At 61.6% G+C, this 25,011-nt stretch carries 18 protein-coding genes and 2 pseudogenes; 4 read left to right on the top strand and 16 right to left on the bottom strand.

The features are described 5' to 3' along the window. From HCU66_RS25040 to HCU66_RS25020, 5 genes and pseudogenes are all read right to left on the bottom strand, one after another. Positions 1 to 902: ornithine carbamoyltransferase (locus HCU66_RS25040; protein ID WP_205891079.1), on the bottom strand; the 902-nt coding region annotated here is incomplete at its 3' end. A 69-nt stretch (positions 903 to 971) separates the two neighbouring features. Then, a pseudogene (locus HCU66_RS25035) lies at positions 972 to 1,382 on the bottom strand (arginine deiminase family protein); the annotation flags it as partial. A 141-nt stretch (positions 1,383 to 1,523) separates the two neighbouring features. Beyond that, positions 1,524 to 3,497, bottom strand: a pseudogene (locus HCU66_RS25030) (DUF4347 domain-containing protein); the annotation flags it as partial. 134 nt (positions 3,498 to 3,631) lie between these two features. Beyond that, positions 3,632 to 4,477, bottom strand: coding sequence for a sulfotransferase (locus HCU66_RS25025; RefSeq protein WP_205891078.1), 846 nt, complete (start codon positions 4,475 to 4,477; stop codon positions 3,632 to 3,634). Between the two features lie 150 nt (positions 4,478 to 4,627). Further along, positions 4,628 to 6,199, bottom strand: coding sequence for a glycosyltransferase family 39 protein (locus HCU66_RS25020; protein ID WP_205891077.1), 1,572 nt, complete (start codon positions 6,197 to 6,199; stop codon positions 4,628 to 4,630). Positions 6,200 to 6,490: 291 nt separating this feature from the next. Between HCU66_RS25020 and HCU66_RS25015 the strand changes: the two genes are divergently transcribed. Both HCU66_RS25015 and HCU66_RS25010 read left to right on the top strand, forming a co-directional pair. Beyond that, a complete protein-coding gene (locus HCU66_RS25015; RefSeq protein WP_205891076.1) occupies positions 6,491 to 7,078 on the top strand; it encodes a phage tail protein in 588 nt (195 codons plus the stop codon). A gap of 57 nt (positions 7,079 to 7,135) precedes the next feature. Then, complete coding sequence (locus HCU66_RS25010; RefSeq protein WP_205891075.1) at positions 7,136 to 7,447, top strand: DUF6916 family protein; 312 nt, start codon at positions 7,136 to 7,138, stop codon at positions 7,445 to 7,447. Positions 7,448 to 7,478: 31 nt separating this feature from the next. Here HCU66_RS25010 and HCU66_RS25005 read toward each other — a convergent pair whose 3' ends face one another. Genes HCU66_RS25005 through HCU66_RS24990 form a run of 4 tightly spaced genes read right to left on the bottom strand, consistent with a single transcriptional unit; the run spans position 7,479 to position 12,184 of the window. Continuing rightward, positions 7,479 to 7,976 carry a GNAT family N-acetyltransferase gene (locus tag HCU66_RS25005; RefSeq protein ID WP_205891074.1) on the bottom strand — a complete coding sequence of 166 codons (498 nt, stop codon included), beginning with the start codon at positions 7,974 to 7,976 and terminating at the stop codon, positions 7,479 to 7,481. A gap of 12 nt (positions 7,977 to 7,988) precedes the next feature. After that, complete coding sequence (locus HCU66_RS25000; RefSeq protein ID WP_205891073.1) at positions 7,989 to 10,085, bottom strand: site-2 protease family protein; 2,097 nt, start codon at positions 10,083 to 10,085, stop codon at positions 7,989 to 7,991. Next, on the bottom strand, positions 10,086 to 11,405 hold the full coding sequence (locus HCU66_RS24995) for an efflux RND transporter periplasmic adaptor subunit (RefSeq protein ID WP_205891072.1): 1,320 nt from the start codon (positions 11,403 to 11,405) through the stop codon (positions 10,086 to 10,088). Continuing rightward, positions 11,402 to 12,184, bottom strand: coding sequence for an efflux RND transporter periplasmic adaptor subunit (locus HCU66_RS24990; protein ID WP_205891071.1), 783 nt, complete (start codon positions 12,182 to 12,184; stop codon positions 11,402 to 11,404). The genes HCU66_RS24995 and HCU66_RS24990 overlap by 4 nt, the downstream gene beginning before the upstream one ends. A 497-nt stretch (positions 12,185 to 12,681) precedes the next feature. Here HCU66_RS24990 and HCU66_RS24985 point away from each other — a divergent pair, with 497 nt between their 5' ends. After that, positions 12,682 to 13,371 (top strand): PIN domain-containing protein, encoded by a 690-nt coding sequence (locus tag HCU66_RS24985; RefSeq protein WP_205891070.1) that lies wholly within the window; start codon positions 12,682 to 12,684, stop codon positions 13,369 to 13,371. Here the strand turns inward: HCU66_RS24985 and HCU66_RS24980 are convergent. The 7 genes from HCU66_RS24980 to HCU66_RS24950 form a co-directional block, all read right to left on the bottom strand. After that, positions 13,352 to 14,833, bottom strand: a complete 1,482-nt coding sequence (locus tag HCU66_RS24980) for an efflux transporter outer membrane subunit (protein ID WP_241015673.1) — start codon at positions 14,831 to 14,833, stop codon at positions 13,352 to 13,354. The two genes, HCU66_RS24985 and HCU66_RS24980, sit on opposite strands and share 20 nt — an antisense overlap. Continuing rightward, positions 14,830 to 15,891: an HlyD family secretion protein gene (locus HCU66_RS24975; RefSeq protein ID WP_205891069.1), complete on the bottom strand. Its 1,062-nt coding sequence runs from the start codon at positions 15,889 to 15,891 to the stop codon at positions 14,830 to 14,832. The genes HCU66_RS24980 and HCU66_RS24975 overlap by 4 nt, the downstream gene beginning before the upstream one ends. A gap of 26 nt (positions 15,892 to 15,917) precedes the next feature. Continuing rightward, positions 15,918 to 17,456: an MFS transporter gene (locus HCU66_RS24970; protein WP_205891068.1), complete on the bottom strand. Its 1,539-nt coding sequence runs from the start codon at positions 17,454 to 17,456 to the stop codon at positions 15,918 to 15,920. A gap of 108 nt (positions 17,457 to 17,564) precedes the next feature. After that, a complete protein-coding gene (locus HCU66_RS24965) occupies positions 17,565 to 18,485 on the bottom strand; it encodes a LysR family transcriptional regulator (RefSeq protein ID WP_205891067.1) in 921 nt (306 codons plus the stop codon). Between the two features lie 129 nt (positions 18,486 to 18,614). After that, positions 18,615 to 19,982: an HlyD family type I secretion periplasmic adaptor subunit gene (locus tag HCU66_RS24960; protein ID WP_205891066.1), complete on the bottom strand. Its 1,368-nt coding sequence runs from the start codon at positions 19,980 to 19,982 to the stop codon at positions 18,615 to 18,617. Next, entirely contained in the window at positions 19,972 to 22,128 is a 2,157-nt protein-coding gene (locus HCU66_RS24955; protein WP_205891065.1) for a type I secretion system permease/ATPase, read from the bottom strand. The genes HCU66_RS24960 and HCU66_RS24955 overlap by 11 nt, the downstream gene beginning before the upstream one ends. A gap of 39 nt (positions 22,129 to 22,167) precedes the next feature. Further along, positions 22,168 to 23,520, bottom strand: coding sequence for a TolC family outer membrane protein (locus HCU66_RS24950; RefSeq protein WP_205891064.1), 1,353 nt, complete (start codon positions 23,518 to 23,520; stop codon positions 22,168 to 22,170). Between the two features lie 361 nt (positions 23,521 to 23,881). Between HCU66_RS24950 and HCU66_RS24945 the strand changes: the two genes are divergently transcribed. Then, a partial coding sequence (locus tag HCU66_RS24945; protein ID WP_205891063.1) for a retention module-containing protein occupies positions 23,882 to 25,011 on the top strand: 1,130 nt, incomplete at its 3' end.

The raw sequence follows: 25,011 nt of genomic DNA, 5'->3' as shown, positions 1-25,011 counted from the left end.
TCGCTGTTGTGAAACGCCGGCAGGCAGTGCATGAACTTGGTTCGCGGGTTGCCGGTGGCTTTCATCAGTTCTGCGTTGACCTGGTACGGCAACAGTTGTTTGATGCGTTCAGCCCAGGCTTCAACGGGTTCACCCATCGACACCCAGACATCGGTGTGGATGAAGTCCACGCCTTTGACGGCGGCTTTGGGGTCTTCGGTCAGCGCGATGCGAGCGCCGCTTTCCTCTGCATATTTTTTGCAGCGAGCCACAAGGTCATCCGCGGGCCACAGGGCTTTTGGCGCGCANTATTTTTTGCAGCGAGCCACAAGGTCATCCGCGGGCCACAGGGCTTTTGGCGCGCAGATGCGCACGTCCATGCCGAGTTTGGCGCCGATCAGCAGCAGCGAGTTGCCCATGTTATTGCGGGCGTCGCCCAGGTAGGCGTAGCTGATGTCGTGCAACGGCTTGTCGCTGTGTTCACGCATCGTCAGCACGTCGGCGATCATTTGAGTTGGGTGATACTCATCCGTCAGTCCGTTGAACACCGGTACGCCGGCGTACTTGGCCAGTTCTTCGACGATTTCCTGCTTGAAGCCACGGTACTCGATGGCGTCGTACATGCGCCCGAGGACGCGGGCGGTGTCCTTCATGCTTTCCTTGTGGCCGATTTGCGAAGAGCCCGGGTCGATGTAGGTGACGTTGGCACCCTGGTCATACGCTGCAACTTCGAAGGCGCACCGGGTGCGGGTCGAGGTTTTTTCGAAGATCAGCGCGATGTTGTTGCCTTTGAGGTGTTGCTGCTCGGTGCCGGTGTATTTGGCGCGTTTGAGGTCGCGAGACAAATCCAGCAGATAGCGCAATTCGCGAGGGGTATGGTGCTCCAGGCTCAGCAAATTACGGTTGTGAATATTAAAGGCCATTTCGGATCTCCCTTTGATGTCGATGGCCCCAAAGCCTGCGCTTGATGAGCACAGGCCGAGGCGGGCAAATTAATAATCGATAGGGTCGCGAATGATCGGGCAGGTCATGCAGTGGCCGCCGCCGCGTCCACGACCGAGCTCGCCGGCGGTGATGGTGATGACTTCCACCCCGGCCTTGCGTAGCAAAGTGTTGGTGTAGGTATTGCGGTCGTAGCCGATGACCACGCCTGGTTCCATGGCCACCACGTTGTTGCCGTCGTCCCATTGTTCGCGTTCGGCGGCGAAGGCGTTGCCGCCGGTTTCGACGACGCGCAGCGCCTTGAGGTTGAGAGCCTTGGCCACGGCATCAAGGAAGTGGGTTTCTTCACGACGGATGTCGATTCCGCCCGGTTTGCTGTCGTCAGGGCGCAGGGTGAAGGCGACGATCTGGTTCACCACTTCGGGGAAAATGGTCACCAGGTCGCGGTCGCAGAAANTGAAGGTGATGGTCACCAGCGAGGTTTCGCCGACTCTCAGCGCATTGTCCGCCACTACGATGGTCGCGGTCGGGCGTACGGTGTCGACCGTATAGTTATTGGAGATGGTGGTGCCGACACCGGCGGTACCCAGGATGTTTATCACCCCGGTGTTGTCCAGGGCGATGACGTTGGTCGTATCGGAAATACTGGCGGACGGCGTGAACGTTGCCGTCCAGGTGATGCCGCCATCGCTGCTGTTCACCGCACTTAACGTACCGTTGGCGATGGTCAGGTCGGCATTGGTAAAACCGGTCACGATCTCGGAGAACGTGATCGTCACCAAGGACGTTTCGCCGATGCTCAGTGTGGTGTCAGCAACCACGATGGTCGCGGTCGGTGGTGGCGCATACGCGGTGTTGAGTACACCGCCGTCGTTGTAGATGGTCGCGAAGGAGGTCGGCGAGGTGCCGGTTGTACCTCCGCCCTGCGCGGTACCGCCTGCACCACTGGCCGCGGCATTACCGGCCAGGGCCGCGAAGTTGGCGGCCGTCATCAGCAGCGTGCCTTTGTTCCAGATCGCACCGACGCCCCGGCCGCCAATGCCGCCATTACTGGCATTGCTGCCTTGGCCACCGCCACCGCCACCGCCGCCACCGGCGCCGATGTTGTTGCTGATGGTCGACGTGCCGATGACGGTGATGGTGCCGCTGCTGGCGTTGTAGATCCCGCCCACCGCGTTGCCGCCGGCGCCACCTACCTTGTCCCAACCGGCCCCGCCGCCGCCACCGCCAATGGAAATCGTGCCATTGGTGGCCGTCGCGCCGTTACCGCCGTTGCTGTAATAGGAAACGCCCAGCCCGCCAGCCCCGCCAGTGGTGGTACCGCCGCGACCGCCCATGTGGGTGGCGTCATAACCGCCGCCGTAACCACCGACGCCACCGCTGCCCGCCTGGCCGCCCAACGTGCCGGTGCCCGGCCCTGCCGAACCGCCATGCCCGCCGCCCTGGCCGCCCAGACCACCGCCGCCACCGCCGCCGCCGCCGTAAAAAGCGCCCGTGACACCGCCGCCGCCACCGCCACCGGAAGCCCCGTTGGAGGTCACGGTAACGTTGTTCAGGGTCAGAATCCCGGCGTTGAAAATACCCCCGGCCATCGCGCCCGTGGCACCGTAGCCACCGTTGCCGCCATTACCCGAGACCAGGCCACGGGTGATCACCAGGCCATCGAGCGTGACGATACTGCCTGAGCTCACTTCAATCACTCGGGTCCGGTACTGACCATCGAGAATCACGTCCGCCGCGCCGTCGTTGTTCAAATCGCCATCAACGGTGATGTTCTTGTTGATCAGCAGTTCGGAGGTCAGCTGCACCGTCATGCTGCCGTTGAAAGTGACAATATCGCCGTTCTGCGCCGAGGCAATGGCGGCACGCAACGAACCGACGCCCGTGTTGGCGTTGTTGGTGGCGGTCCAGGTGGCCAGGCCCCACTGATAGTCGCTCATGGCCGTGGTCGAGAGCACGTTGGCGCTTTCGATGTTGCCGGTGGCGATTTCCAGGTCCCAGTCTCCACCCAGCCCTGTGCGATTGCTGGAAGCGGCGACATCACGGCCGGTCAGCTGCGCCAGCGAGTCGACAAAATTCAAGCCGCGCTCACCTTCGGCGGTGTAGCAGCCGTAGATCAAAATATCGCCGCCGACGTTCATGTCCTTGCCGATTTCCGCCAGCACGGCGCTGCGGGCCGCGACGTTGTCGGCCGACAGATAACTATTACCCAGCCACAGGTCGCCTGCGTTGCCGTGGGCGATGATCTGCACCGAACTGATGCCCTGATGGGTGTCCAGATAGTCGGCAATTTGCTGCAAGCCGTCCTTGCTCGCATCCAGTTGAACCACCTGAGTGCCGGGCGTTACGCCCTGCAGCAGGCTGGCGGCGTCCTTGACCCGCGAATCGACGAACACCACGCTCTGCCCCGGCACCGCGACAGGCGTCGGTGCTGGCGTGGCATCGGCCTGGCCGTGGGTGTCCTTGCTGGCGACCGACTGGTCGGCAGTCGGTGCCTTGACCGGGTCGGCAGTGGTATGGCTGTCAGCCTGGGTCGCGTCGGCAACCGTGGCGGCCACCGCGCCGTCGAACAGCATGCGCGGCTCCAGGGACATGATCATTGGCGAGGCCAGCGCTCGTGCGCCTCCGGTCACCCGCGACTTGCCTTTGCTCCACCACATGCTGCCCACCCGGATTCGAACTTTTTGACGGATCAATGAAAACGCCGCGATCAACTGATCGCGGCGGCGGCCTTCATACGAATGACATTGGCAGCGCTGGCAGAGCCATCGAGCCAGAAGGACAACTCGGCGTACTGCTTGAACAAGTCCGGCGGCAGGATCGTGCGTCTGGACTGCAATTGAACCTTGGCCTTCACCTTGTGCAGCCCCGAGAGGCCCAGGGCCTGATCGAATTCCGGTGCGTCGTAGGCCAAATGATCGAAGTCATGTTCGAACCAGGGTTCGCCAATGAAGTCGTAGACCAGCCGCATCACCCGCTCCGGCGCCTGGCTCAGCAGGTCGTAATCGATGATCAGCAGCGAGTCGGCGTGCTCGCCGTAATAGGCTTCCTTGAGGGCGGCCCAGGAAAACCCCACCAGCCGATTGCGCTGGGCCAGGGTTTCGCAGCGGCTGTAGACCGTGTTGCGTTCGATCGCATCGCCGAACAGCTTGGTGTTTTCGAAGGGATTGGCGCGGTACAGGCGTTCAAGGCTGTCCATGACCCAGGCGACATTACGCACGCAGGCAATGATCTTGGCTTGAGGGAACAGATCGCTGATCGCCGGCAGACGCGAACTCCACAGGCGGTTCGTGTCGAATACCACCGGTTTGTCGGCCTTGTCAGCGTAGAAAGAATCGAACAGGCCACGCAACAGGCGGCGACGCAGGTCGGTGTCGATCACCGCACCGAATTCGCTGCCGGCGCTGCATTGTTCCAGCACACCGGAAAACAGCGCGCCCACGGGGCTGGTCATGCCGGCATGAAAGCGCGGGTTCTGCAACAGAATCGCAGAAAGCAGGGTCGAGCCCGAGCGCGGCAAGCCGGAGATAAAGTGGAATTGTTGCAATCCATTCACCCGTCATTCAGTCCTTTGTACGACGCAGCGTAGACCATGAGTTGTCTAACAGCTAGTGGTGTTTTGATATCAAATCGGAGCTAAATCGACTGGAAAACACGCCTGATATAACGACAGCAAAGGTGAATCGTTTCAGTCTTGCATCATGTCTCAGGGCAGCACATACAAGCGTGCCTCGGCGCCTCCCGCCCGGGTTTCGCTGACGCGTTGCCAACCCGCGGGCAACGGTGCGAACTCGTCCGGCTCCTCGATGCTACCGACCAGCCATATTCGACCAGTGCCTTTGGGCAAGGCGCCGAGGCTGTCCAGATAGATGTCATGGGTCACCAACGTGCCGAAACCGTAGGCGTTCGGCCGGCTCGACCGGCCATCGGCCAACGGCGGCGTGTACAGCATCGGCTTGGCGTCGGTCCGGTTGTAATAGACGTAACTCAGGTACCAGAGCATGTCGCTGGTGACGATTCGGTCGCCGGGCATGAAGTGTTGGTTCACGTAGTTGACCATGACGCTGATCTGATCGTCGGTATCCACCGTGGCATTGTTCTTCAGCCCCACCAGCTCGACGCCGGCAAACAGCAGCAGCACGGCCAGCGCCAAGACCTTGAAGTCTGCGTACAGGCGATCGACGGCCAGCGCGACAACCATCGGCAGGCCCATGGCGTAAGCGGTCAGGTAACGCTCGATGAACACCGGCGAGATGAATGACACCGCAAACACCAGCAACAACGGGAGCGCGGTGTAAATCACCGCCAACGCACTGCCACGGAACACACTGCGGTCCCGAGTCAGCGCCACGCCCGCCAAGGCTGCCAACGCCAGTGGCAGCGCGATAAATATCAGCGTGGGCAGGTTCTCGCCATCGTCCTGGATCAGGAACGACCAGATCATCGACGGCAATGAGCCGAGCGTGATGGGGGTTTCCCACCCCACATCGCCATTGGCCTTGAGCTGATCCATGTGCTGGATCAGATCGATCAGGCTGGGCACCCACGGCAGGTACAACAGCACAATCGCCGCATTGGCCAGCCACCAGCCGGAACGCTGAATGTGCCGCAGTCGATACCCTGGCTGCACGCGGATCAGGCCCAGATACAGCCAGTGACACAGCACGCACAGCGCGGTGAAGTAATGGGTGTAGAACGCCGCAGTCATCAGCAGGGTGTAAATCACCAGATAGCGCGTGCGTTGTGGCCGTCTTATCCAGCACACCAGGGCGATCGTGGCAGCGATCAGCCACAGCCCCAGCAGCGAATACATCCGCACTTCCTGGCTGTAACGCACCGCCGTGGGCAACAGCGCCAGCAGAACCCCGGCCAGCAACGCGGCGCGGCGGGTCGCGAGCAGGTCCACCAGCCAGACGCCGAGCCCTACCGTAGCAATCCCCGGCAGCGCACTCAGGCTGCGAATCGAAAAAATGCCGTCGCCGAACAGCTCGATCCAACCGTGCAGCAGCATGAAATACAGCGGCGGGTGCACATCATGGGCCGCGTGCTGCCAGATTCCAGCCAGGGAATACTGGCTCAGCAACAGGCTTGAACCTTCGTCGCCCCAGATCGCCGCCGCCGTCAGATCGTAAAAACGCACCAGCGCCGCCAACGCCAGGATCGGCAGCAGCCAGTGCTCCCGCGCCCATCGAAGCAAGCGCAGGGCAGCCGCCCACAACCCCGGCGTTGCGTGCGGGTCCTGGGTGTCGCCCAGCGGTGTTTCTCTGCGCGCCTCCATTGCCTCCCCTTGCTACAACCTTGTGAACTTTGACCTGGTGAGCCACGACCCGGTGAGCTACTACCCAGTGAATACGGAAGTTGCTCAAGCACTGTAGGACAGCCGCAGGCCCGTCGTCGATGTCGACTTTGCGACGGACGACGTCCGGCAATCATTGTGATCAGCGTCTACGCTTTGGCGTGGCGTGACCCAGCCACGGAGATGAATGGAGTCGGCTGATCACCGTGATCTGCCCGGATAACCGGGCCTGCAACGTGACGCATCAGACACTAACCAGAGGGATGAGGAACTATGGAAGTATTCATGGGCACTATCCAACCTTTCGCCTTTAACTTCGCCCCCAACGGCTGGGCCCTGTGTTATGGCCAGACGCTGGCGATCTCCCAATACCAAGCGCTTTTCTCACTGCTGGGCACCTACTATGGAGGCAATGGCACCACCAATTTCATGCTGCCCAACCTGCAGGGCCGTCTGCCGATGGCCCAGGGCAACGGCCTGGGCCTGACCCCGCGCGTCATCGGCGAAGTCTCCGGAACCGAGAACGTCACCGCGACCATCAACAACCTGCCCAACCACACCCACGCCTTGTCCGGGCTCACGGCCACCACCACCCTGCAACTGGCGAGCCCGGCGAGCAACCCGGTCACCAACCCGACCGCGACCAACTCGTACATCGGCGCCTCGGGCGGCGGGCCTGGCTCGGCGAGTATCTACTCCGATCAGCAAGGTGCCGCGGCCGTGCCGCTCAAGGGCGTGAGCAGCACGGTGACGGGGGAAATCTCATCCGCCGGCAACGGTTTGCCCATGTCGGTGATGAACCCGTTCCTGGTACTCAACTTCAGCGTCGCCCTGAACGGTTTATTCCCTTCCCGTAACTGAGGGTCTGGCCGGGGGATACCAATCCCCCGGCCACTTTTGCTTGATGGAGGGAATGCCATGCTGCAACAGGTTCAAAGCCAACACTTTCAGGCACTGCTGGGCAAGACCGGGACGCTGCGGCTGCCCGATGGCAGTGAATTGCCGATTCATATCGATACCCTGAAAGAAACGCCCCACTCACAGAGGCCCAACAGCGAGCGCATGCCATTCAGCGTTGAACTCAACAGCCTGCAACCCACCGACTTTGTCGATGGCTTGTGTGCGCTGGAGTTGCCGGAACTGGGCGAGGTGGAAAACATTTTTGTCTCGCGAGTGCCGACGATGGGGCGGGATCCCGACGTGGGTTATTTCTACATCGCGTTCAATTGAAGAGCGACGCTGATCGCTTTATGTGGTGAGTTCAACCCTGCGGATACCACACCAACCGCTCCGCCGCCGGGTTACGCTCTTCAACCTGAAACCCCAGCGCCAGGTAATGCTGGCGCGCATGGGGGTTGGTGGCCCAAACCACCGTCGCCACCGGGCAGCGGATTTGTCGCGCGGCTTTTTGCACGCCTTGCAGCACCTTGCGCCCATAACCCCGGCCCCGGGCTTGGGGGATGAACGCCAGGTACAGCACACGAATTTCATTGGGGCCGAAATCGGTGGTCAGCGCCCCGATGGCCGTGTCGAGCTTTTCGATCACGTAATGCATGGCGTTGGGAAAATTATCCCCCAGCCCTTGTTCCTGCACCTTGAATTGCTGGGCAACCACGTGTTTGACCACCTCCTGCTCACCGTCGATCCATTGCAGATCCGGCCGTGCCGCCTGGTAAAGGCTGTGCAGAAAAGGTCCATCGCTGGCCCGCGAAGGCCTGACCACCAGGCCGTCCGCTGCCACTGAATCGCTATTCGCCATTGCTGTTCTCCCTTAGAAACCGCTTTCCCTGACCCCCAGGGCCGCCATACGCCGCCAGGCAACGCCCAGCACCGACTCGCCGCTACCCTGCAACACCACAATGCCGCGCAAGGGTTGCACCGGTGTCGGGGTGTTTTCGAGGATGCTCAATCGTGCGCCGTACTGAGCCTGTACCGGCTCGGCGCGCTGATGCTGATCCCGGCGCACGGCAATCGGCCCATGGTGATCGGAAGTCAGCGCCTCCTGATCGACGTAAGCTGCGCCGTTGGTATCGATTTCAGTCAATTGCACGGCGATCGCCGGATGCATTGGGTCATCGGCGATGAACCGTCCGCTGGCACCCGGGGCGACACGCCAGAGCTCAGCTTCGGCCAGATAACCGCGCAACCGTGCGCCGTCGTCGACCACCCGAGCCAAAGGATCCTTGGTCGAAAGCCAGCGACCGACCGTTAACTGCGGCAGCAGATCGCGCACTTTGCCGGCGTGGGGCGCACGCAACAGCAGACGCTCGCGCTGGGCGACCAGGCCTCGGTACTCAGCCACCGCTTCCGCCAAGCGCTGTTCAACGATTCCGGCGTCGGCCGCGGTTTCGCTACGACTGGCCTGACGACGCATCTGCAATTGCTGGATCTGGATTTCGCGGCGGACGATGGCCTGGCGTGAGTCCAGGTCCGGTGATTCCAGCTCGATCAGCACCTCGCCCTGGGCGACGACCTGGCCGTCATGCACCTTCACCGTTTTGACCCGTGCCGCCACCGGCGCATGCAGGGCACTGGCGCGTCCGGCCTCCAGCATCGTCGGCAACTCCACCGCACTGCGCCACGGCAACACCAGCAGTAGCAACAACCCGAGCAACGCCAAACCGCTGAGCAGCACCCGAGGCGCATACGCCTGCTCACGACGACTCCACCATTGCCGCCACTCGCTCAGGATCGGCAGAAAGATGAACCACACCAGCTCCACCAGCATCAGGAAGATGCCCAATACCTTGAAGAACAGGTGATAGACCGCCAGCGCAATCCCGAAAAACAACATCGCGCGCCACAGCCACGCGCCATAGCCCCAGATCAGCAGACGCCGCTGCATCTTCGGCGACCACGGCTCCGGCGCCGGAGCCCCGTAGCCGAACAAAAATTCGCGCAGCCGCCAACGGCACAGGGCAAACGCCCGCCCCTGAAGGTTATCCACTTCCCAGAAGTCGCTGAGCAAGAAGTAGCCGTCGAAACGCATGAACGGGTTGAGGTTGATCACCAGCGTGGTGATCCAGGTCGCACTGGCGAGCATGAACGCCGCCGTGCGCCCGGAGCCATCGGGCAGCAGTGACCAGGCGAGCAGCGCGATACACGCCAACACCAGTTCCGCCAGCACCCCGCCAGCCCCGATCAGCAACCGTGCCCGTCGATCATTGACCCGCCAGGCGTCGCTGACGTCCGTGTAGAACATCGGCAACAGCACCATGAACGCCACGCCCATGCTCTGCACCCGACAACCGGCGCGCTTGGCCATGAAGGCGTGGCCGAACTCGTGGCACAGCTTGGCGAAAAACAGCGCCACCGCGAACGCCAGCGCCCCGCCGAGGCTGAACAGGTGCGGAAAGGTGGCGATGAATCGCTGCCAGTCCCGCGACACCAGAAACACCCCGAGCCCCAGCGTCGCGGGCAATCCGTAACGCAATGCGCGCGGGCCGAAACGCTCCAGCCACGGCCAGACGCGATTGAGAAAGGCATCCGGGCGCCACAACGGAATCCGGAAAAACAGGTATTGATGCAACAGGATTTGCCACAGGCTCTGGCGCTGAGCCGCGGCCTTCAGGCTGTAGCTGGCGCGCTGCGGCGGGTCGAGGGCGCTGATCAGGTCGTGGCCGCGCAAAAACTCCAGCAATTGCTCAAGCGCCGCGCCATCCAGCGGCAGACCCGGCTCACGGTTGGCGGCACGCAGCACTTGCTCGGGATCGCCCAGAGACCAATGGTGCAGCAGGCGCATCGCCGCCGAACCGAGCTTGAAATAGCGCCCGCGCACCGGGTCAGCCAGGGTCCAGCGTGGCGACCCGTCGAGGGCCGGGGCCGCCGCCGATAGTTGCAGGTCTGCCCGCAGGCTTGGCAGGCTCATCTAAAGGCCCACGCTCTGACGCAGCCCGGCCAGGGGGCGACGCAACAGGTACAACGCCAGCGGCGCACGGTCGCCGAAGACTTTCGCGGTGCCGCGCAAGCCGATGCGTGGCGGTGCGGCGTCAAACGTCGCATCCAGTCGATACGCCAGTTGCCCGGCGGCGGTGGGCTGCGCTTCGTAGGCTGATCGTTCGAGTTTCGCCAGATGCCGCTGCAGCGGATCACTGTCGAGAAACAGCGCGACCTGTGCCCCCGGCTCCAGGGCAATCGCATCGCCCACGGCCAATTCGATGCGCAACTCGGCCTGGTTCGGGTCGGCGATTTCCATCAGCCGCTCACCAGTCTGCACCGGTTTGCCGGTCCAGCGTTCGGCGTCGGCGAACACCGCGATGCCGTCCCGTTCGGCGCGCACTTCGCTACGTTTGAGCAGTTCACGGGCGTAATCCCGTTCAGCGCGTTTCTGCTCGACACGGGCCGCCAGCAGATCGATTTTCGAACTGGATTCGGCATCGGCGAAGGAGCGTTGGGAATTGGCCTTGAGCTCCGCTTCGGCAACGCCCAGCGCGCGCGCGGCCACATCGGCCTGAGCTTTGAGCGTGGTGCCTTCGAAGCGCAGCAGCAGGTCGCCGGTTTTCACCGCCTGGTTGGGTTTGACCAGAAACTCGGCGATCACACCGTCCAGCGGCGCGGCGACCACCCGGCCACCCAACGGGACGACTTCAGCCGGTGCCAGCACCGATTGGCGCACCGGGATCAGCAACCCGAGCAACAACGCGGCGACCAGTGCTACCTGACGCTTGCGCGTCCAGCGCAGTCGCCAGGGTTTGCGCGGCTGTTGCGCCAGCCAGGCATGGCTGTAGGTGTCGCCCAGTTGCGACAGCAGTACTTGCTCGGAAGGGTTCCACGGCACATCCCGCGCCAGCCACAGACCGCCGAAGATCTCGCCCTGATGATCGATCAGCGGCAGCCAGAACACCTGAGCGGCCGACAGACGTTGCCAGTCGGCCTGAACCGCTTCGCTAAGAAGATCCGGCGAAATCACCCGCGCCTGTTTCAGCACCTCGAGCTTGAACAACTGCGCGACCGCTTGCTCGACAAACGCCACGAACGGCGCATTCGGCTCCACCGCGCTGACACCGGTCACCGCCTGCACCTTGCCGGCGATCAACAATGCGGCATGGCGGAAACCGAACAGCGCCTGGCCGTCATTGACCAGGCTGTAGGCCAATTGCGAAGGCGTACGAGCGGCGCGGGTCTGGCGTTCGAGGTCGAGAAACCTGGCGAATACCTGCTCGGCGCCCCCCGTTACCGGGGCGTTCACTTGAGCTCCGCGAAACGTGCCGTTCCGCTCATGCCGGCCAACAGACCGTTGGCGTTGGGCAGCGCCGCCACCAGCAGCAAGGTCTGGCTGCCTTCATCGATTCGCGCGCCGAGGCGCTTGACCGTGGCATCCAGCGGCTGACCGGTTTCATCGGGGACAAAACTGAACGTCTGGCCGGGCTTGAGTTTGCCCATCCAGCGCGACGGCACCAACAGGTGAATTTCCAGGGTGCGGTTATCGACCACGTCCAGCAAAGGCGCGCCAGCGGGAACGCTTTCGTAGCGTTTGACCTTGCGCTCGACGACCTGACCATCGAACGGCGCGACCACGCTGCAACGCTTGACCTGGACCTGATAAACCTGAGATTGCGCCTGGGTTTCGCTGACCTTGGCCTCGGCCCGCGCCACTTCAAAACGCCCGACCGAATTCAACGCCGCCAGTTGCCGGTTATGGGCCAGCTCCTCACCGGCACCACGGCTGGCGGCCTGAGCCGCATTGAGCTGAGCCTGATAAGCCGAGCAGTCAAACCGCGCCAGGGTGTCGCCCTTTTTGAACGACTCGCCCTCACTGAACGGCAACTCGACAATCCGCCCGGACAACTCGCTGGCCAGCACCGCCTGATCCCGGGCTCGCAGCACGCCACGGGCCTCACTGCTGGCTGACGCATTACCGCCGACCGTATTGCTTTCCAGCAACGGATCGTCTGGCGCAGGCGTTTGCGCCTGTACTACGCACGTTACAAAGGTTAATCCCGCAACCCAAATACGAAAACGCCGCATAACCGTAACTCCCTGACGGATGAGCGGAGTCTAAGACAGCGGGGGGGCGCGTCAAGCCAGATAGCCATCATTGGTTGGAAATGTAATGTTTCAAAAAGGACAAAATTTTCAGGGCGGTCTCTGATTTCCGAGCTCAATGAGTATCGGTACTAAATCCCACAAGAAATCAGGAACGACCATTCGATCAAAAACGAAATCGGCAATAGACACTTCATTCCCTACAAACGCAACGGCACATCTACCCTTTCCGCCGTAACAATCATTAATAGCTGGGTCCAGGAATGGCTTGACCATCAACCAGACAAATGCGCAAAACTGGCTCGCCGGCGCTAGGGATGTCCCTCCGAGTGATGCCTTGGTCAGTCAACGGTTGACGTCATTGCCAACTCGACTTAGGATCGCCCTACTGAACCCCGTACGCAGAGATTAAATTCACTGGCAGTTGGTGGTGAAAAAACCGGCCTAGGCCGGTTTTTTCGTTTCTGAGGATTGAGTTTGTGCGTACCGCTTTCTTTGTTGATGGCTACAACGTGTTCTATGGATTGCTCGCGGGTACCCCATACAAATGGCTCAATCTCAAAGGCTTGCTGGGCCATGTCGCCTACATCGAGAACCCACACAGTTCACTCATCTCGGTTGATGACTTCACCTCATCTGTCAAACCAGAACTTGCCACCCGCGGCAGAGTGTCCAAAGAAGCTCAAGACACCTATGTGCGTGCTTTAAAAGCGACCAATGTTGCCGTTCACTATGGTCGCCATAAACTTGAGCCCGCTAAGGCACCTCGCTTCATTGACAGAAAGACCGCTGCCTCTCGCCAAGACAAGATCGATATCTGGAAGCTTGAAGAGAAAGAAACGGATGTCCACATCGCAATAAGCATGTATCGCACTGCAGCAAGACAGGCCAAGCTCCATTTCCATGAGCAAATCGAACAGCTAGTCCTGGTATCCAGCGACACCGACATGACTCCAGCCCTGAGAGCAATTCGAGAAGATTTCCCTGACATAAGAGTTGGAGTCATTCTTCCTCATCGAGCCGAGTTAAACCGTCCATCACCAGGCTCCTTAAAGGAGCACTCACACTGGATGCGACGTGTCGTAACCTCAGAAGAACTGCAATCGCACCAGTTTCCAATTCGTGTGCCTACTCATAAGGCACCCGCAATCAAGCCGGATTATTGGTAACGGCCCCTCCCACCGGATACACCGACTCCCATCCCCCACCCAACGCCTTGTACAACCCGACCATCGCCAACGACACCCCGGTCAAGCTCTCGACCCACTGCTGCTGTGTCGCCAATAACTCGCCTTGCACGGTCAGGACGTTGACGAAATCCACCACCCCTTCGACGTATTGCTGTTGTGCGGTACGCAGGGCGATCTGGTTTTGGCGCACGGCTTCAGCGAGATGATCGCGGCGCAATTGGCTGGCGTTGTAGGCGGTGAGTTGATCGTCGATTTCATGCCAGGCCCGCAGCACGGTTTGCTGGTAGGCCAGCGCCGCTTCCTGTTGCTGGGCTTCGCGCAGGTGCAACACGCCGCGCAGGCGACCGCCGTCGAACAGCGGCAGGCTCAATTGCGGGCCGATGCCGAACGAGCGCGATCCCCAGGAGCCTAAATCGCTCAGTTGCAGGGCTTGCGAACCGATGTTGCCCGACAGAGTGATCCGCGGATAGAAGTCGCCCTTGGCCACGCCGATGCTGGCGGTAGCGGCATGCAGGCGGGCTTCGGCCTCACGGATGTCGGGACGGCGTTCGGCTAATTGCGACGGCAAGCCGATGGCGACCTGACGCGGGGTTTGCGGCACGGGCGCGTCTGTGGATAACTCGGCGGACAGCGCTTGCGGTGGTTCGCCCATCAACAGGCTCAGCGCGTTGATCAATTGCGCCTGACGCTGCTCCAGCGCCGGCAAACGCGATTCGATGGCCGCGACTTGCGCGGCGGCTTCGGCGACGTCCAGATCCGTCGCCACACCGTCGGCCAGGCGCAATTGCGAGAGCTTCAGGCTGTGCCGGGCGACGTCGAGATTCTGCTCGGTGACAGCCCGGATGCTTTGCACACCGCGCAGTTGAATGTAGTCCTGAGCGGTTTCGGCGAGCACCGACAGCAGCACACCACGGCGATCGTTTTCCGCCACTTCCAGGGTGGCATCGGCGGCTTCGGTTTCGCGACGCACCCGGCCCCAGAAATCCAGTTCCCAGGCGGCGGAAAAACCGGCGTCCCATAGGTTGTACGCCGAGTCGCCATTGTTGCCCGACGGATCGTTCAGACCTTCACCGCTGTTGCGTTTGCGCCCGTAGCTGCCGGTGGCGGTGGTGTTGGGATAGCGGTTTGCGGTGACCACCTGACGCGCGGCACGACTTTGCTGCAAGCGGCGGCTGGCGAGTTTCAGGTCGAGGTTGTCGGTCAGGGCACGCTGGGTCAGGGCCGAGAGTGTCGGGTCGTGGAAAACGTCCCACCAGTGTTCGTCCATTTGGCTGGGAACGACCTGACTGGCGCCGGCTTTAGCCGGTTTCGACCATTGGGCGACTTGCTGCGCCTGAGGGCGCTGGAAGTCCGGACCGACGGTGCAGGCGTTCAATGAAAACAGGCTCAACACAAAAACGACTGAATGAATGCTGACTTTGTGGCGATTAACACAGCTCATCGTTGCGCGACCTCATGCTCGCCGCTTGCCGTATCAATACTCGCCTCCACCGACATCCCCACCCGCAACCGTTCGGCCAGTGGCTGACCCGGGTCGAGGACGATTTTCACCGGGATCCGTTGCACAACCTTGGTGAAGTTACCGGTGGCGTTGTCCGGTTTGACTGAGGCGAACGTCACACCGGTGGCTGGTGCGATGCTCTCGACGCGACCCTGCAGGGCTTCGCCACCGAGGCTGTCGACGTGTACTTGCACGTCCTGCCCCGGCTGCACATCGGTCAGTTGGGTTTCCTGAAAATTGGCGACCACATAAGCCCGTTCCAGCGGCACCACGGCGAGAATTTTGCTGCCCGGCGTGACATAGGCGCCAACCCGCACCGCGCGCTCGCCGACCATGCCGTCCTGAGGCGCAACGATGCGCGTATAGGACAGTTCATAGCTGGCCATTTCCAGCGCCGCTTGCGCCCGTTTCAGCCCACCTTCGGCCGCATCGCGCTGGGCGGTCAGGATCTCCACCTGCTTGCGTTCCGCCGCCAGCACCGCCGTGGCATTGGCCAGCCGGGCGGTGGCCTGATCGATGCGCGTGCGCGCCTGCTGAGCATTCTGCACCGTGCCGGCGCCCACTCCGGCGAGGTGGTTGTAGCGGTTCAATTCATGCTCGGCGAAGGCCATTTCCGCCTTCGCCGAAACCACCGTGGCCTGGGCCTGGGCGATCACTGACGTCTGGCGCTCAAGGGTCGCCCGAGCGTTTTGCAGCTGCGACCTGGCCACCAGGGTTTGAGCATCGGCGGCCTCAGCGGCAGCGCGCAGATCGCGGTCGTCGATCAACGCCAGTAGCTGCCCGGCCTTGACCTGTTGGTTGTCCTCCACCAGCACCTCCTTGATGAAACCCGCCACGCGCGGCGCCACCAAGGTGAAGTCCGCCGAGACGAAGGCATCGTTGGTGCTCTGCTGTGTGCGCTTGCCGAACACGCCCGGCGCCAGCAGGTAAATCAACACACCGACTGCCATCACCGCGGCCACGCCGACAGCGATTTTTTGCTTTGATTGAGTCGTCATAAAAACCTTCTGTTTCAGTGAAGCGTTCAAGTCGGCGCGCGCGGTGGATAGATCCGCGTCGGCAGCCAGAAAATCAGCAGGATCAGCGCCACGGCGACGCCAGTCATGCACAGATAAAGATCGGAAGAAGTCAGCACCACGGCCTGCTGATGCAGCCGGTGAGCGAGGTTCGCGCTGGCGCCATCGACCAGAGGCGAGTTACCGAGGTTGTCCACCAGCAGGGTCGAGTGAAAATGCAGCCTTGCGGTGGTCAGTGCCTCGATCACACCCGTGGCGATCACCGCCGCCAAGCCTTTCACCGTGTTGAACCAGGCTGAGGCGAACGGCCCTTCCATCGGGGTGATGCTGCCAGTGGAGAGCATCAACAGCGGCAGCACGGCCATGGGCTGACCGAAAATCTGCAGCCATTGCAGGACGTAGAAATCGTCGCGAATCCATGCCGACGTCAGCTGCGATCCGCCGATGCAAGACAGCGCCAGCATGCTCAGGCCGATCCCCAGCACCCAGCGGCAATCGACCCAGCGCAGGTTGCACAGCGCCGCCACCAACGGCAGCGCGATCAACTGTGGCAACGCCGCCAACAGCATGATCGGTGCCGTCTGCAGCGGGCGATAACCCTGAACCTGGGCCAGGTAACTGGAGGGAATGACGATCACCGCGAGCAACACCACCAACACGCCAGCCAGGGTCAACAGTGCGAACGACAGGTTGCGGATGCCGAGCATCTGCAATTTGAAGAATGGAATCGGTTGCGACCACTCATTGATCAAAAACAGCACCAGCAACAGCAACCCGCCGCCTAGCAGGCCGCAGATCAGGCTCGACTCGAACCAGTCCAGCCGATTGCCTTGCAGGATGCCGATCACCAGCATGCAGATCGCGGGAAACCCCAGCAGCAAGCCGCGCCAGTTGAACTGTTTGAAGCGCTCCAGGCGCAGCGGATCCTGAGGCAAACCGTAAGCCACTGCCGCCATGGCAAGCAGGCACGGCACGATGATTTGCCAGAAGGTCCATTGCCAGCCGACGTACTCGGTCCACAACCCGGCCAGCGGTGTACCGAGACCGGGGCCAAAGGTCGCCGTCAGGGCATAACCGGCCAGGCCATAGAGTTTCACGTTGGCCGGCAGGAATCGCAGGGCGACGGTCATCAGCATCGGCGGCAGTGCGCCACCGGCCAGGCCTTGCAGGGTGCGCATGACCAGCAGGCTTTCATAATTCGGGGCAAACGGGCACAGCACGCCCAACAGGGTGAACGCGCTGATGGCGCACAGGGTGAAGCGTCGCAACGAGAACGTCACCGAACACCAAGGGGCAAATGCCATGGCGGCCACCGAGGTGGCGGTGTAGCTGGCGACCAGCCAGGTGCCTTCGTCGTAGCCGATGGCCAACGCACCGCGAATGTCGGCCAGCGCGACCTTGGTCACCATCTCGTTCAAGCCAGATACCAGCACCGCCAGCAACACGCCCAGCAGGCCGATCATGATTCGCGGGCCGAAGACCGGTGGTGCAACGGCGGCCGCTGGTTTGGCCGCGGCGAGAGACGCCGTGGCCGCGAGGGAAGTCATGTACTGCACGCTCCGGACGGGGGGATACCGAAGCATTTTAGGCAGCGCGGAAGCTTACGAAAATTGACTTATTGGCAGCTTATAAGTGCGCCATACGCAATGGTTAAATCAAACCGGCTGCGCCGCCAACCAGGTCTCATCGCAACAGACCTTTAGAGTTTCGCGCATCCAGCGATGTGCCGGATCCTTGTCAAAGCGCGGGTGCCAGGCTTGGGTCAGCATGATGGTCGGTAGCGGAATCGGCAGGGTGAACGAGCGCAGCTTCAAGCCCAGGCGCCGCACGCTCAGCAGCGCTTCTTTGGGCACCGGCAGAATCAGATCGGAATCCGGCAAGGCGAACATCGCCGCGTGGAAACTCGGCGCAATCACCGCCACCCGCCGCTCCAGCCCCAAGGCGTTGAGCGCCGTGTCGATCGGCCCGCGGGCGATCCCGCGACGGGACATGCTGATATGGGAAAAGCCGGCGTAACGCTCGGCGGTGATCTCTTCATCGAACAGTGGATGATCCTCGCGCACCAGCCCGACAAAGTGAGTGGAAAACAGGTTCTGCACCTTCACTTCCGGCATCAGCGGTCGATTGTTGCTGACGCTCAGATCAATGCGTCCTTCGCGCAAGGCTTCATCGTCCCCGTCGCCCTCGGGAACGAAGCGCAACTCACAATGCGGGGCCTGGCGCTCCATCGTGTCGAACAGCTTGCCGCCGTAGACGCCCACAAAGAAATCATTGGCGCGAATGCTGAACCGTCGGCGCAAACTGCCCAAGTCCACGTCATCGGCGCAGCGGAACAGCAAAGCGGCCTGCTCCACCAGATCCCGCACCTGCTCACGCAACTCCAGCGCCTTGGGCGTCGGCACCAGGCCACGGCCGGCGCGCACCAGAATCGGGTCGCCAATGGCCTCGCGGATCCGCGTCAGCGTCCGGCTCATCGCCGCCGGGCTGAGGTTCATCCGTCGCGCAGCGCCCACCACACTGCCCTCATCGAGCAAGGCGTCGAGGGCGACCAACAGGTTCATGTCCGGGAGTTGCATGCTGAGCACTCGTGGCTGATCTGGATTGATTCAGACGCAATGCTAGCAAACATCGTTGAGTTGAGTGGTCACAGAACTGGCCCCATCGCGAGCAGGCTCGCGATAGGGCCATCAGCCGCACCGAAAGAACTACCGCTCGTGCAACGCCTCGGCCCGAGCCCGGATAATCGGCTTGAGCAAATAACTGAGCACGGTCTTCTTGCCGGTAATGATGTCCACCGACGCCACCATCCCCGGAATGATCAGCAACGGTTTTTCATCCGTCCCCAGATGGCTGCGCTCGGTGCGCAGTTTGATGATGTAGTACGTGGTCTTCTTGTCTTCGTCGGTGATGGTGTCGGCACCGATCTGCTCAAGCTTGGCCTTCAGCCCGCCATAAATGGTGTAGTCGTACGCCGTGAACTTCACCGTGGCATCTTGCCCCGGATGCAGGAAGGCGATGTCTTGCGGGCGAATTTTGGCTTCCACCAGCAAGGTGTCGTCCAGCGGCACGATCTCTACCAGATCACTGCCCGGCTGGATCACGCCACCGATGGTATTCACCAGCAACTTGTTGACGATGCCACGTACCGGCGATGTCACCAGCGTCCGGCTGACCCGATCTTCCAGCGCCTTGCCGGTGGCCTGAGCCTTGTTCAGATCGGTGCGTGCTTCGTTGAGTTGGGTCAGCGCTTCGCTGCGAAATTTGCCACGAGTCTCGTCGATCTTGCGCTGCACTTCCTTGATCGCCGATTCGGCGCGAGGGATCGCCAGGGTGGTGGCGTCGAGTTGGCCGCGGGTTTCGACCTCGGCACGCTTGAGTCGCAAAACCTCGACCGGGGACACCGCGCCCTGAGCCACCAACGGCTCGGACATGGCGATTTCCTGACGCTGCAAGGCCAGACCGCTGCGGTACTGGGCCTGTTTGGAGGTGAACTCGCGCAGCTCTTGCTGCTTCTGGATCAACTGCTCCTGCAAGCCGCCGATCTCATCGTGCAGTTGCTGACGACGACTGATGTACAACGACTCTTCGCTGGCGGCCTGGCCGGGCACGGCTTTGAGCACATCGGCGGGGAAATTCAGTGGACGGTCATCGACCTCGGCACTCAGGCGCTCCACGCGCAACAGCATCGACAACCGATCAGCCTCGGTTTCGCCAACGTTGGAGGCAAACCGTGTGTCGTCCAGACGAATCAGCGGCGCGCCAGCCTCAACGATTTGCCCTTCCTTGACGAACAGCTCGGAAACGATGCCGCCCTCAAGGTTCTGGATTTTCTGGATCTTCGACGACGGAATCGCCTTGCCGTCGCCCTTGGTGACTTCATCGATCACCGCGAAGTTGGCCCAGAGCATCAGGAACACGAAGAAGCCGATGATCGCCCAGATCGTCAACCGCACCACGCGCGGGGCGTCTTCGATCAGCGCTTTGTTGACCTCGGGAAGGGGCTGGCCTTGCAGCGACGCGGAGCCTTTGAAGTAGCGGCGGATGGATTCTTTGACCCCGGACTTAAGCAACACTGATCTGCCCCTTCTTCAACGCTTCCATCACGGCGGCTTTCGGGCCATCGGCGAGTATTTGCCCACGGTCGATCACCAGCAGGCGATCCACCAGCGACAACAGCGAAGCCCGGTGCGTCACCAGCACCACGGTTTTGTTTTCAACGACCGCAGCGAGGCGTTGCTTGAGGCGTTCTTCGCCGGTGTTGTCCATGGCGCTGGTGGGTTCGTCCAGCAGCAGAATCGGTGGGTTGAGCAACAGCGCTCGGGCCAGGGCGACGTTCTGACGCTGACCACCGGACAGGTTCTGCCCACGCTCACCAACTTGCAGCTCATAACCCTGCGGGTGCAGACGGGCGAATTCGTGGACGCCCGCCAGTTCCGCGGCTTGCAGCACCAATTCGTCTTCAACATACCGCGCGCCCGACACCAAATTGTCGCGCAGGGTACCGGCGAGCAACTGAATGTCCTGGGGCACGTAGCCGATGTTGTGGCGCAATTCGCTGACGTCGATCTGACGGATATCCACACCGTCCACCAGCAGCGCGCCGTCGTCCGGCTGATAGAGGCCCACCAGCAATTTGGCCAAAGAGCTTTTGCCCGAGCCGCTGCGACCGATGATGCCGATCTTCTCGCCGGGCTTGATGGTCAGGTTGATGCCCTTCAGTGCCGGGTTCTGTTGATTCGGATAGGTGAAGGTCAGCTGACGGCATTCAATGGCGCCTTGCAGCACTTTGCGGCTCAGCGGACGCTCGTCGAAATTGCGCTCCTGGGGCAGCTCCATCATCTGATCGACCGAGGTCATGGTCACCCGGGCCTGCTGGTAGCGGGTCAACAGGCCCGATAGCGAGGCCAACGGGCTGAGGGCACGACCGCTGAGCATATAACAGGCGATCAAACCACCCATGCTCAGATTGCCGGCAATGATCTGGTACACGCCGAAAACGATCATGATCACCCCGGCCAGTTGCTGAATCAGCAAAGTGATGTTCATCGCCAGACCGGACAGCATTTTCACCCGCAGCTCGAGGCGGCTGAGGGTGCCGATGGTCTGCTCCCACTGATACTGGCGTTCGCTTTCGGCGTTATTGACCTTGACCGCATCGAGGCCGGCGAGGGTTTCGATCAGGCTCGACTGGCGCTCGGCACCCAGGGCCATGGTTCGCTCCATGGTCGCCACCAGCGGTTTCTGCAAGGCATAGCCAATCAGCAAGGCAATCGGGAACGCCAGCACCGGAATCCACACCAGATGCCCGCCGAGGATCGCGATGACCAGGAAGATCAACAGCGTAAACGGCAGGTCGATCAGGCTGGTGAGGGTCAGCGACGCGAGGAAGTCGCGCAGGCTCTGAAACTCATGGATGTTCTGGGCGAAGCTGCCGACCCGTGCCGGGCGGTACTTCATGGCCATGCCGACGATGCGTTCGAACAGCGTCGCCGAGATGATCAGGTCGGTTTTCTTGCCGGCCAGGTCCAGGCACAAGCTGCGCAGGCTCTTGAGGATCAGGTCGAACACATAAGCGCCGGTGATGCCGATGGCCAGCACCCAAAGGGTCGACTCGGCCTGGTTCGGCACCACGCGATCGTAGACATTCATCACGAACAGCGGCGCGGCCATGGCGATGATGTTGATCAGCAGACTGGCGGCGATGGCGTCGGCGTACAGCCAGCGCGAACGCTTGAGGGTGTCGCGAAACCACGAACGCGCGCGCGGGATCAGCGTGCCGTGGTTGACGTCGAATTTGTGTTGGGGTTGTGCGAAGAAGACTTTGCCGCTGTAGTCGTCGGCGAGCAGTTCACGGCTGACGCAAACTTCACCACCATCGCTTTCGCTGAGCAGCAAGCGGGCCTGGTCTTCACCGTGCCAGCCAAGCAGCACCGCACTGCGACCCTCCTTGAGCAGCAACAGCGCTGGCATGGCAATCGCCGGAATCTGCTCCAGCTTGCGTTGCAGCACCCGCCCTTGCAGCCCGGCGCGAGCGGCCGCGCGGGGCAGCAGTTCGACGCTCAGGCGTTGTTTGGGCAACGGCAGGCCGGTGGTCAGCATCGCCGCACTGGCCGGTTTCTGGTGCAACATGCAAAGGGCTAGCAGGCCGTCCAGTAACGGATCGTCATGCAGCGCGCGTGGATCATGAATGAGTTGAACGCCACTGACTTCTGATTCCACGCTCGACACTCTTGGCTAACGATTGAAAATGGGCAGGACTCAATTCATCCCGGGCAACTGAACCTTGGGCTTCACGTCGTTCTGCACGACGGATGCCAATGGTGCGACAACGCCCTGACTTTTGAGCAATTCGCCCATGGTCGCCTTGATTCGGTACTGAGTAAATAACTGAATGTTTTTGATCTCGACCAGCCGACGGGAAGCGGTGAACAGCTCGTTTTCACTGTCGAGCAGGTCAAGCAATGTCCGCTCGCCGAGGCTGAATTGCTTCTGATAGGCGCTGCGCACGCTGGCGCTGCGATCAACATATTGTTGGGCGATCGGCACTTGGGCGTTGGCGTTGTTCAGGGCGTTCCAGGCCAGGCCCAGTTCTTCATTCAATACGCGCAGGGCGTTGTTGCGAATATCCAGCGCCTGGTTCGACAGGTAGGACTTGGATTCCAGATCAGCCTTGTTGCTGCCCCCGGCAAACAAATTGAAGCGCATACGCAGCATGGCCTGCCATTCGTTGCTGTGACCGTTCTGACCGTCGAGATCGTTGTCGGCGGTGCGGCCCAGCTCGGCATCGAAGCGCGGGTAGAAGCTCGACTTGGCGGCTTCGTATTGCTTCTCGGCGGCGGCGATATCGGACTCGGCGGAACGCAGGATCGGGCTGTTTTCCAGCATCTGCGCCCGGGCCTCATTCAGGTTGGCCGGCAACAGCGCCATGAAATCGGCAGGCCGCTCCAGTTGATCGGGCATCTGGCCGACGGCACTGAGGAAGTTGGTCTCGGCGTCTGCCAGGTTGGTCTGTTCAGTGATCAGGTTGTTGCGGGCCTGGGCCATGCGCGCGTCAGCCTGATCGAGGTCGGCGCCACTGCCTACACCGCGCTGAGTGCGCAATTTGATCTGGTCCAGAATCCGCTCGTGGTTCTTCAGGTTGTCTTCGGCCAGGCGCACGAATTCGCGACGGGTCAGCACATCGAGATAAACCTGAGCGACGGTCAACGCAGTGCGTTCCGAGGTGCCCAGCAAGGAATAAGCACGGGAATTAACGGTGGCTTGTTGACGCCCCACTTCGCTGGACGTCGCAAAACCGTCAAAAACCATCTGCGACAGACGTAAACTTGACTCACTCCGGTTCAGCGTCTCCCAGTGGTTGCCGCCGCCAGCGGCACGGGTGGTGACGCTGTCGGTGCCTTCGCGGCCATAGCCGCCCAGCAGATCGACCCGTGGCAGGTATCCACCTTTTGCAGCCTTTAACTGATAATCCGCGGCCAGCCGATTGTTGACCCCTGCCTGGATTTCCGGATGGACATCCAGTGCCTGTTGCATGGCCTGCGGAAGGGTCTGAGCCTGAACAAAGCCGGCGGCAAGGGCGAAGGGTAGAACCTTGAACAGGTGCAAACGCATAGTTGGAATTTCCCGGGACTTCTTGTCTTGAATCACTGCAGAACGTGGCGCTGCATCGCATGATGGCAACCGGAATGACCGTATGTCGGAAAGTTCAAAATCGGAACTGGATCACACGCTGTAGGACAGGTCGCCGCTTAAATATCAATGTGACATTACTTAGGCGATTGTTTAGGATGGCTCCTATAAGGTCAATAGTTTGGCATAAAGTTAATTTCTAAAAAATATAGCCAAATTATTGGCATTTTTCGCGTCAAATTTACGTATCGGATACCTTGAAAGTACGTCCAGCCCCCGACCGGCGAACACGCCCGAGCGGGTTCATGGAAGTCAACTGAACGTGACACCCGGAGAGTCTTCAATGAGCAGTGTTGTTGCCATCGTCAAAAGCATTGTTGGTCAGGTTTTCGCGGTGTCGCCAGAGGGCATCCGCCGCGTACTCATTGAAGGCGACCGGTTGTTGGTCGGCGATCAGGTAGACACCGGAGCCGCCGGCGCCATCACCCTCGAACTGGCTGATGGCCGGACCCTGGACCTGGGCCGCGACACTCAGTGGAGCGGCAGCGCTCCGGACTCCAGCGCCGACCTCGCCCAAGCCGCGCCGTCGGTTGACGAATTGCAGCAAGCCATCGCCGCCGGCGTCGACCCGACCACCGCCCTTGAAGCCACTGCGGCCGGCCCTACCGCTATGAGCGGAGGCGGCTCGACCGGTGGTGGCCACAGCTTCGTGGCCCTGGAGGCAACCGCGGCCCGGGTCGACCCGACCATTGGTTTCGAGACAGCGGGCCTCGCCACTGCCGCTTCGGCAACACAAGACATCACCGGCAGCCAGACGGCCAACACCAGCGCCAACACTCTGCTCGAATCGACCCTGAGCCTGAGCGCCACGCCGACCATCACCGAGGCCGGTGGCGTGCTGATCTACACCGCAACCCTGACCCAGGCACCGCTGACCGACCTGACCATCACCCTATCCAACGGCTCGGTGATCGTGATCGCAGCCGGCCAGACCACCGGCACCGTCAACGTTCCGCTGGCACCGAACGACACTGTTTATAACGATCCGACCCAGATCAACGTGACCGTCACCGGCACCACGGGCGGCAGCGGTATCGTGGTCACCCCGCCGACTACTCCGGCCGTGACCCAGGTCACCGACACCGTCGACACCACCACCGTCACGCTGACGGCCGGCTCGACCGTCACCGAAGGCGGCCAGATCACCTACACGGCGACCCTGACCAACCCGGCGCAGACGCCGGTCACCGTGACCCTGTCCAACGGTTCGACCATCACCATCGCCGCTGGCAACACCACCGGCAGCGTCAACGTTCCGACGCCGGCCAACGACGTCTACAACAATGGCAGCACTGTCAGCACCACGATCACTGGCGCTACCGGCGGCAACTTCGAGAACCTGGTGCCGAACCCGACTCCGGCCGTTACCACCATTGCCGATTCCGTCGACACCACCACCGTCACGCTGACGGC

It is taken from the genome of Pseudomonas frederiksbergensis (assembly GCF_017114915.1).
GTDB lineage: Bacteria > Pseudomonadota > Gammaproteobacteria > Pseudomonadales > Pseudomonadaceae > Aquipseudomonas > Aquipseudomonas frederiksbergensis_I.
This window is presented reverse-complemented; position numbering and strand designations above follow the sequence as displayed.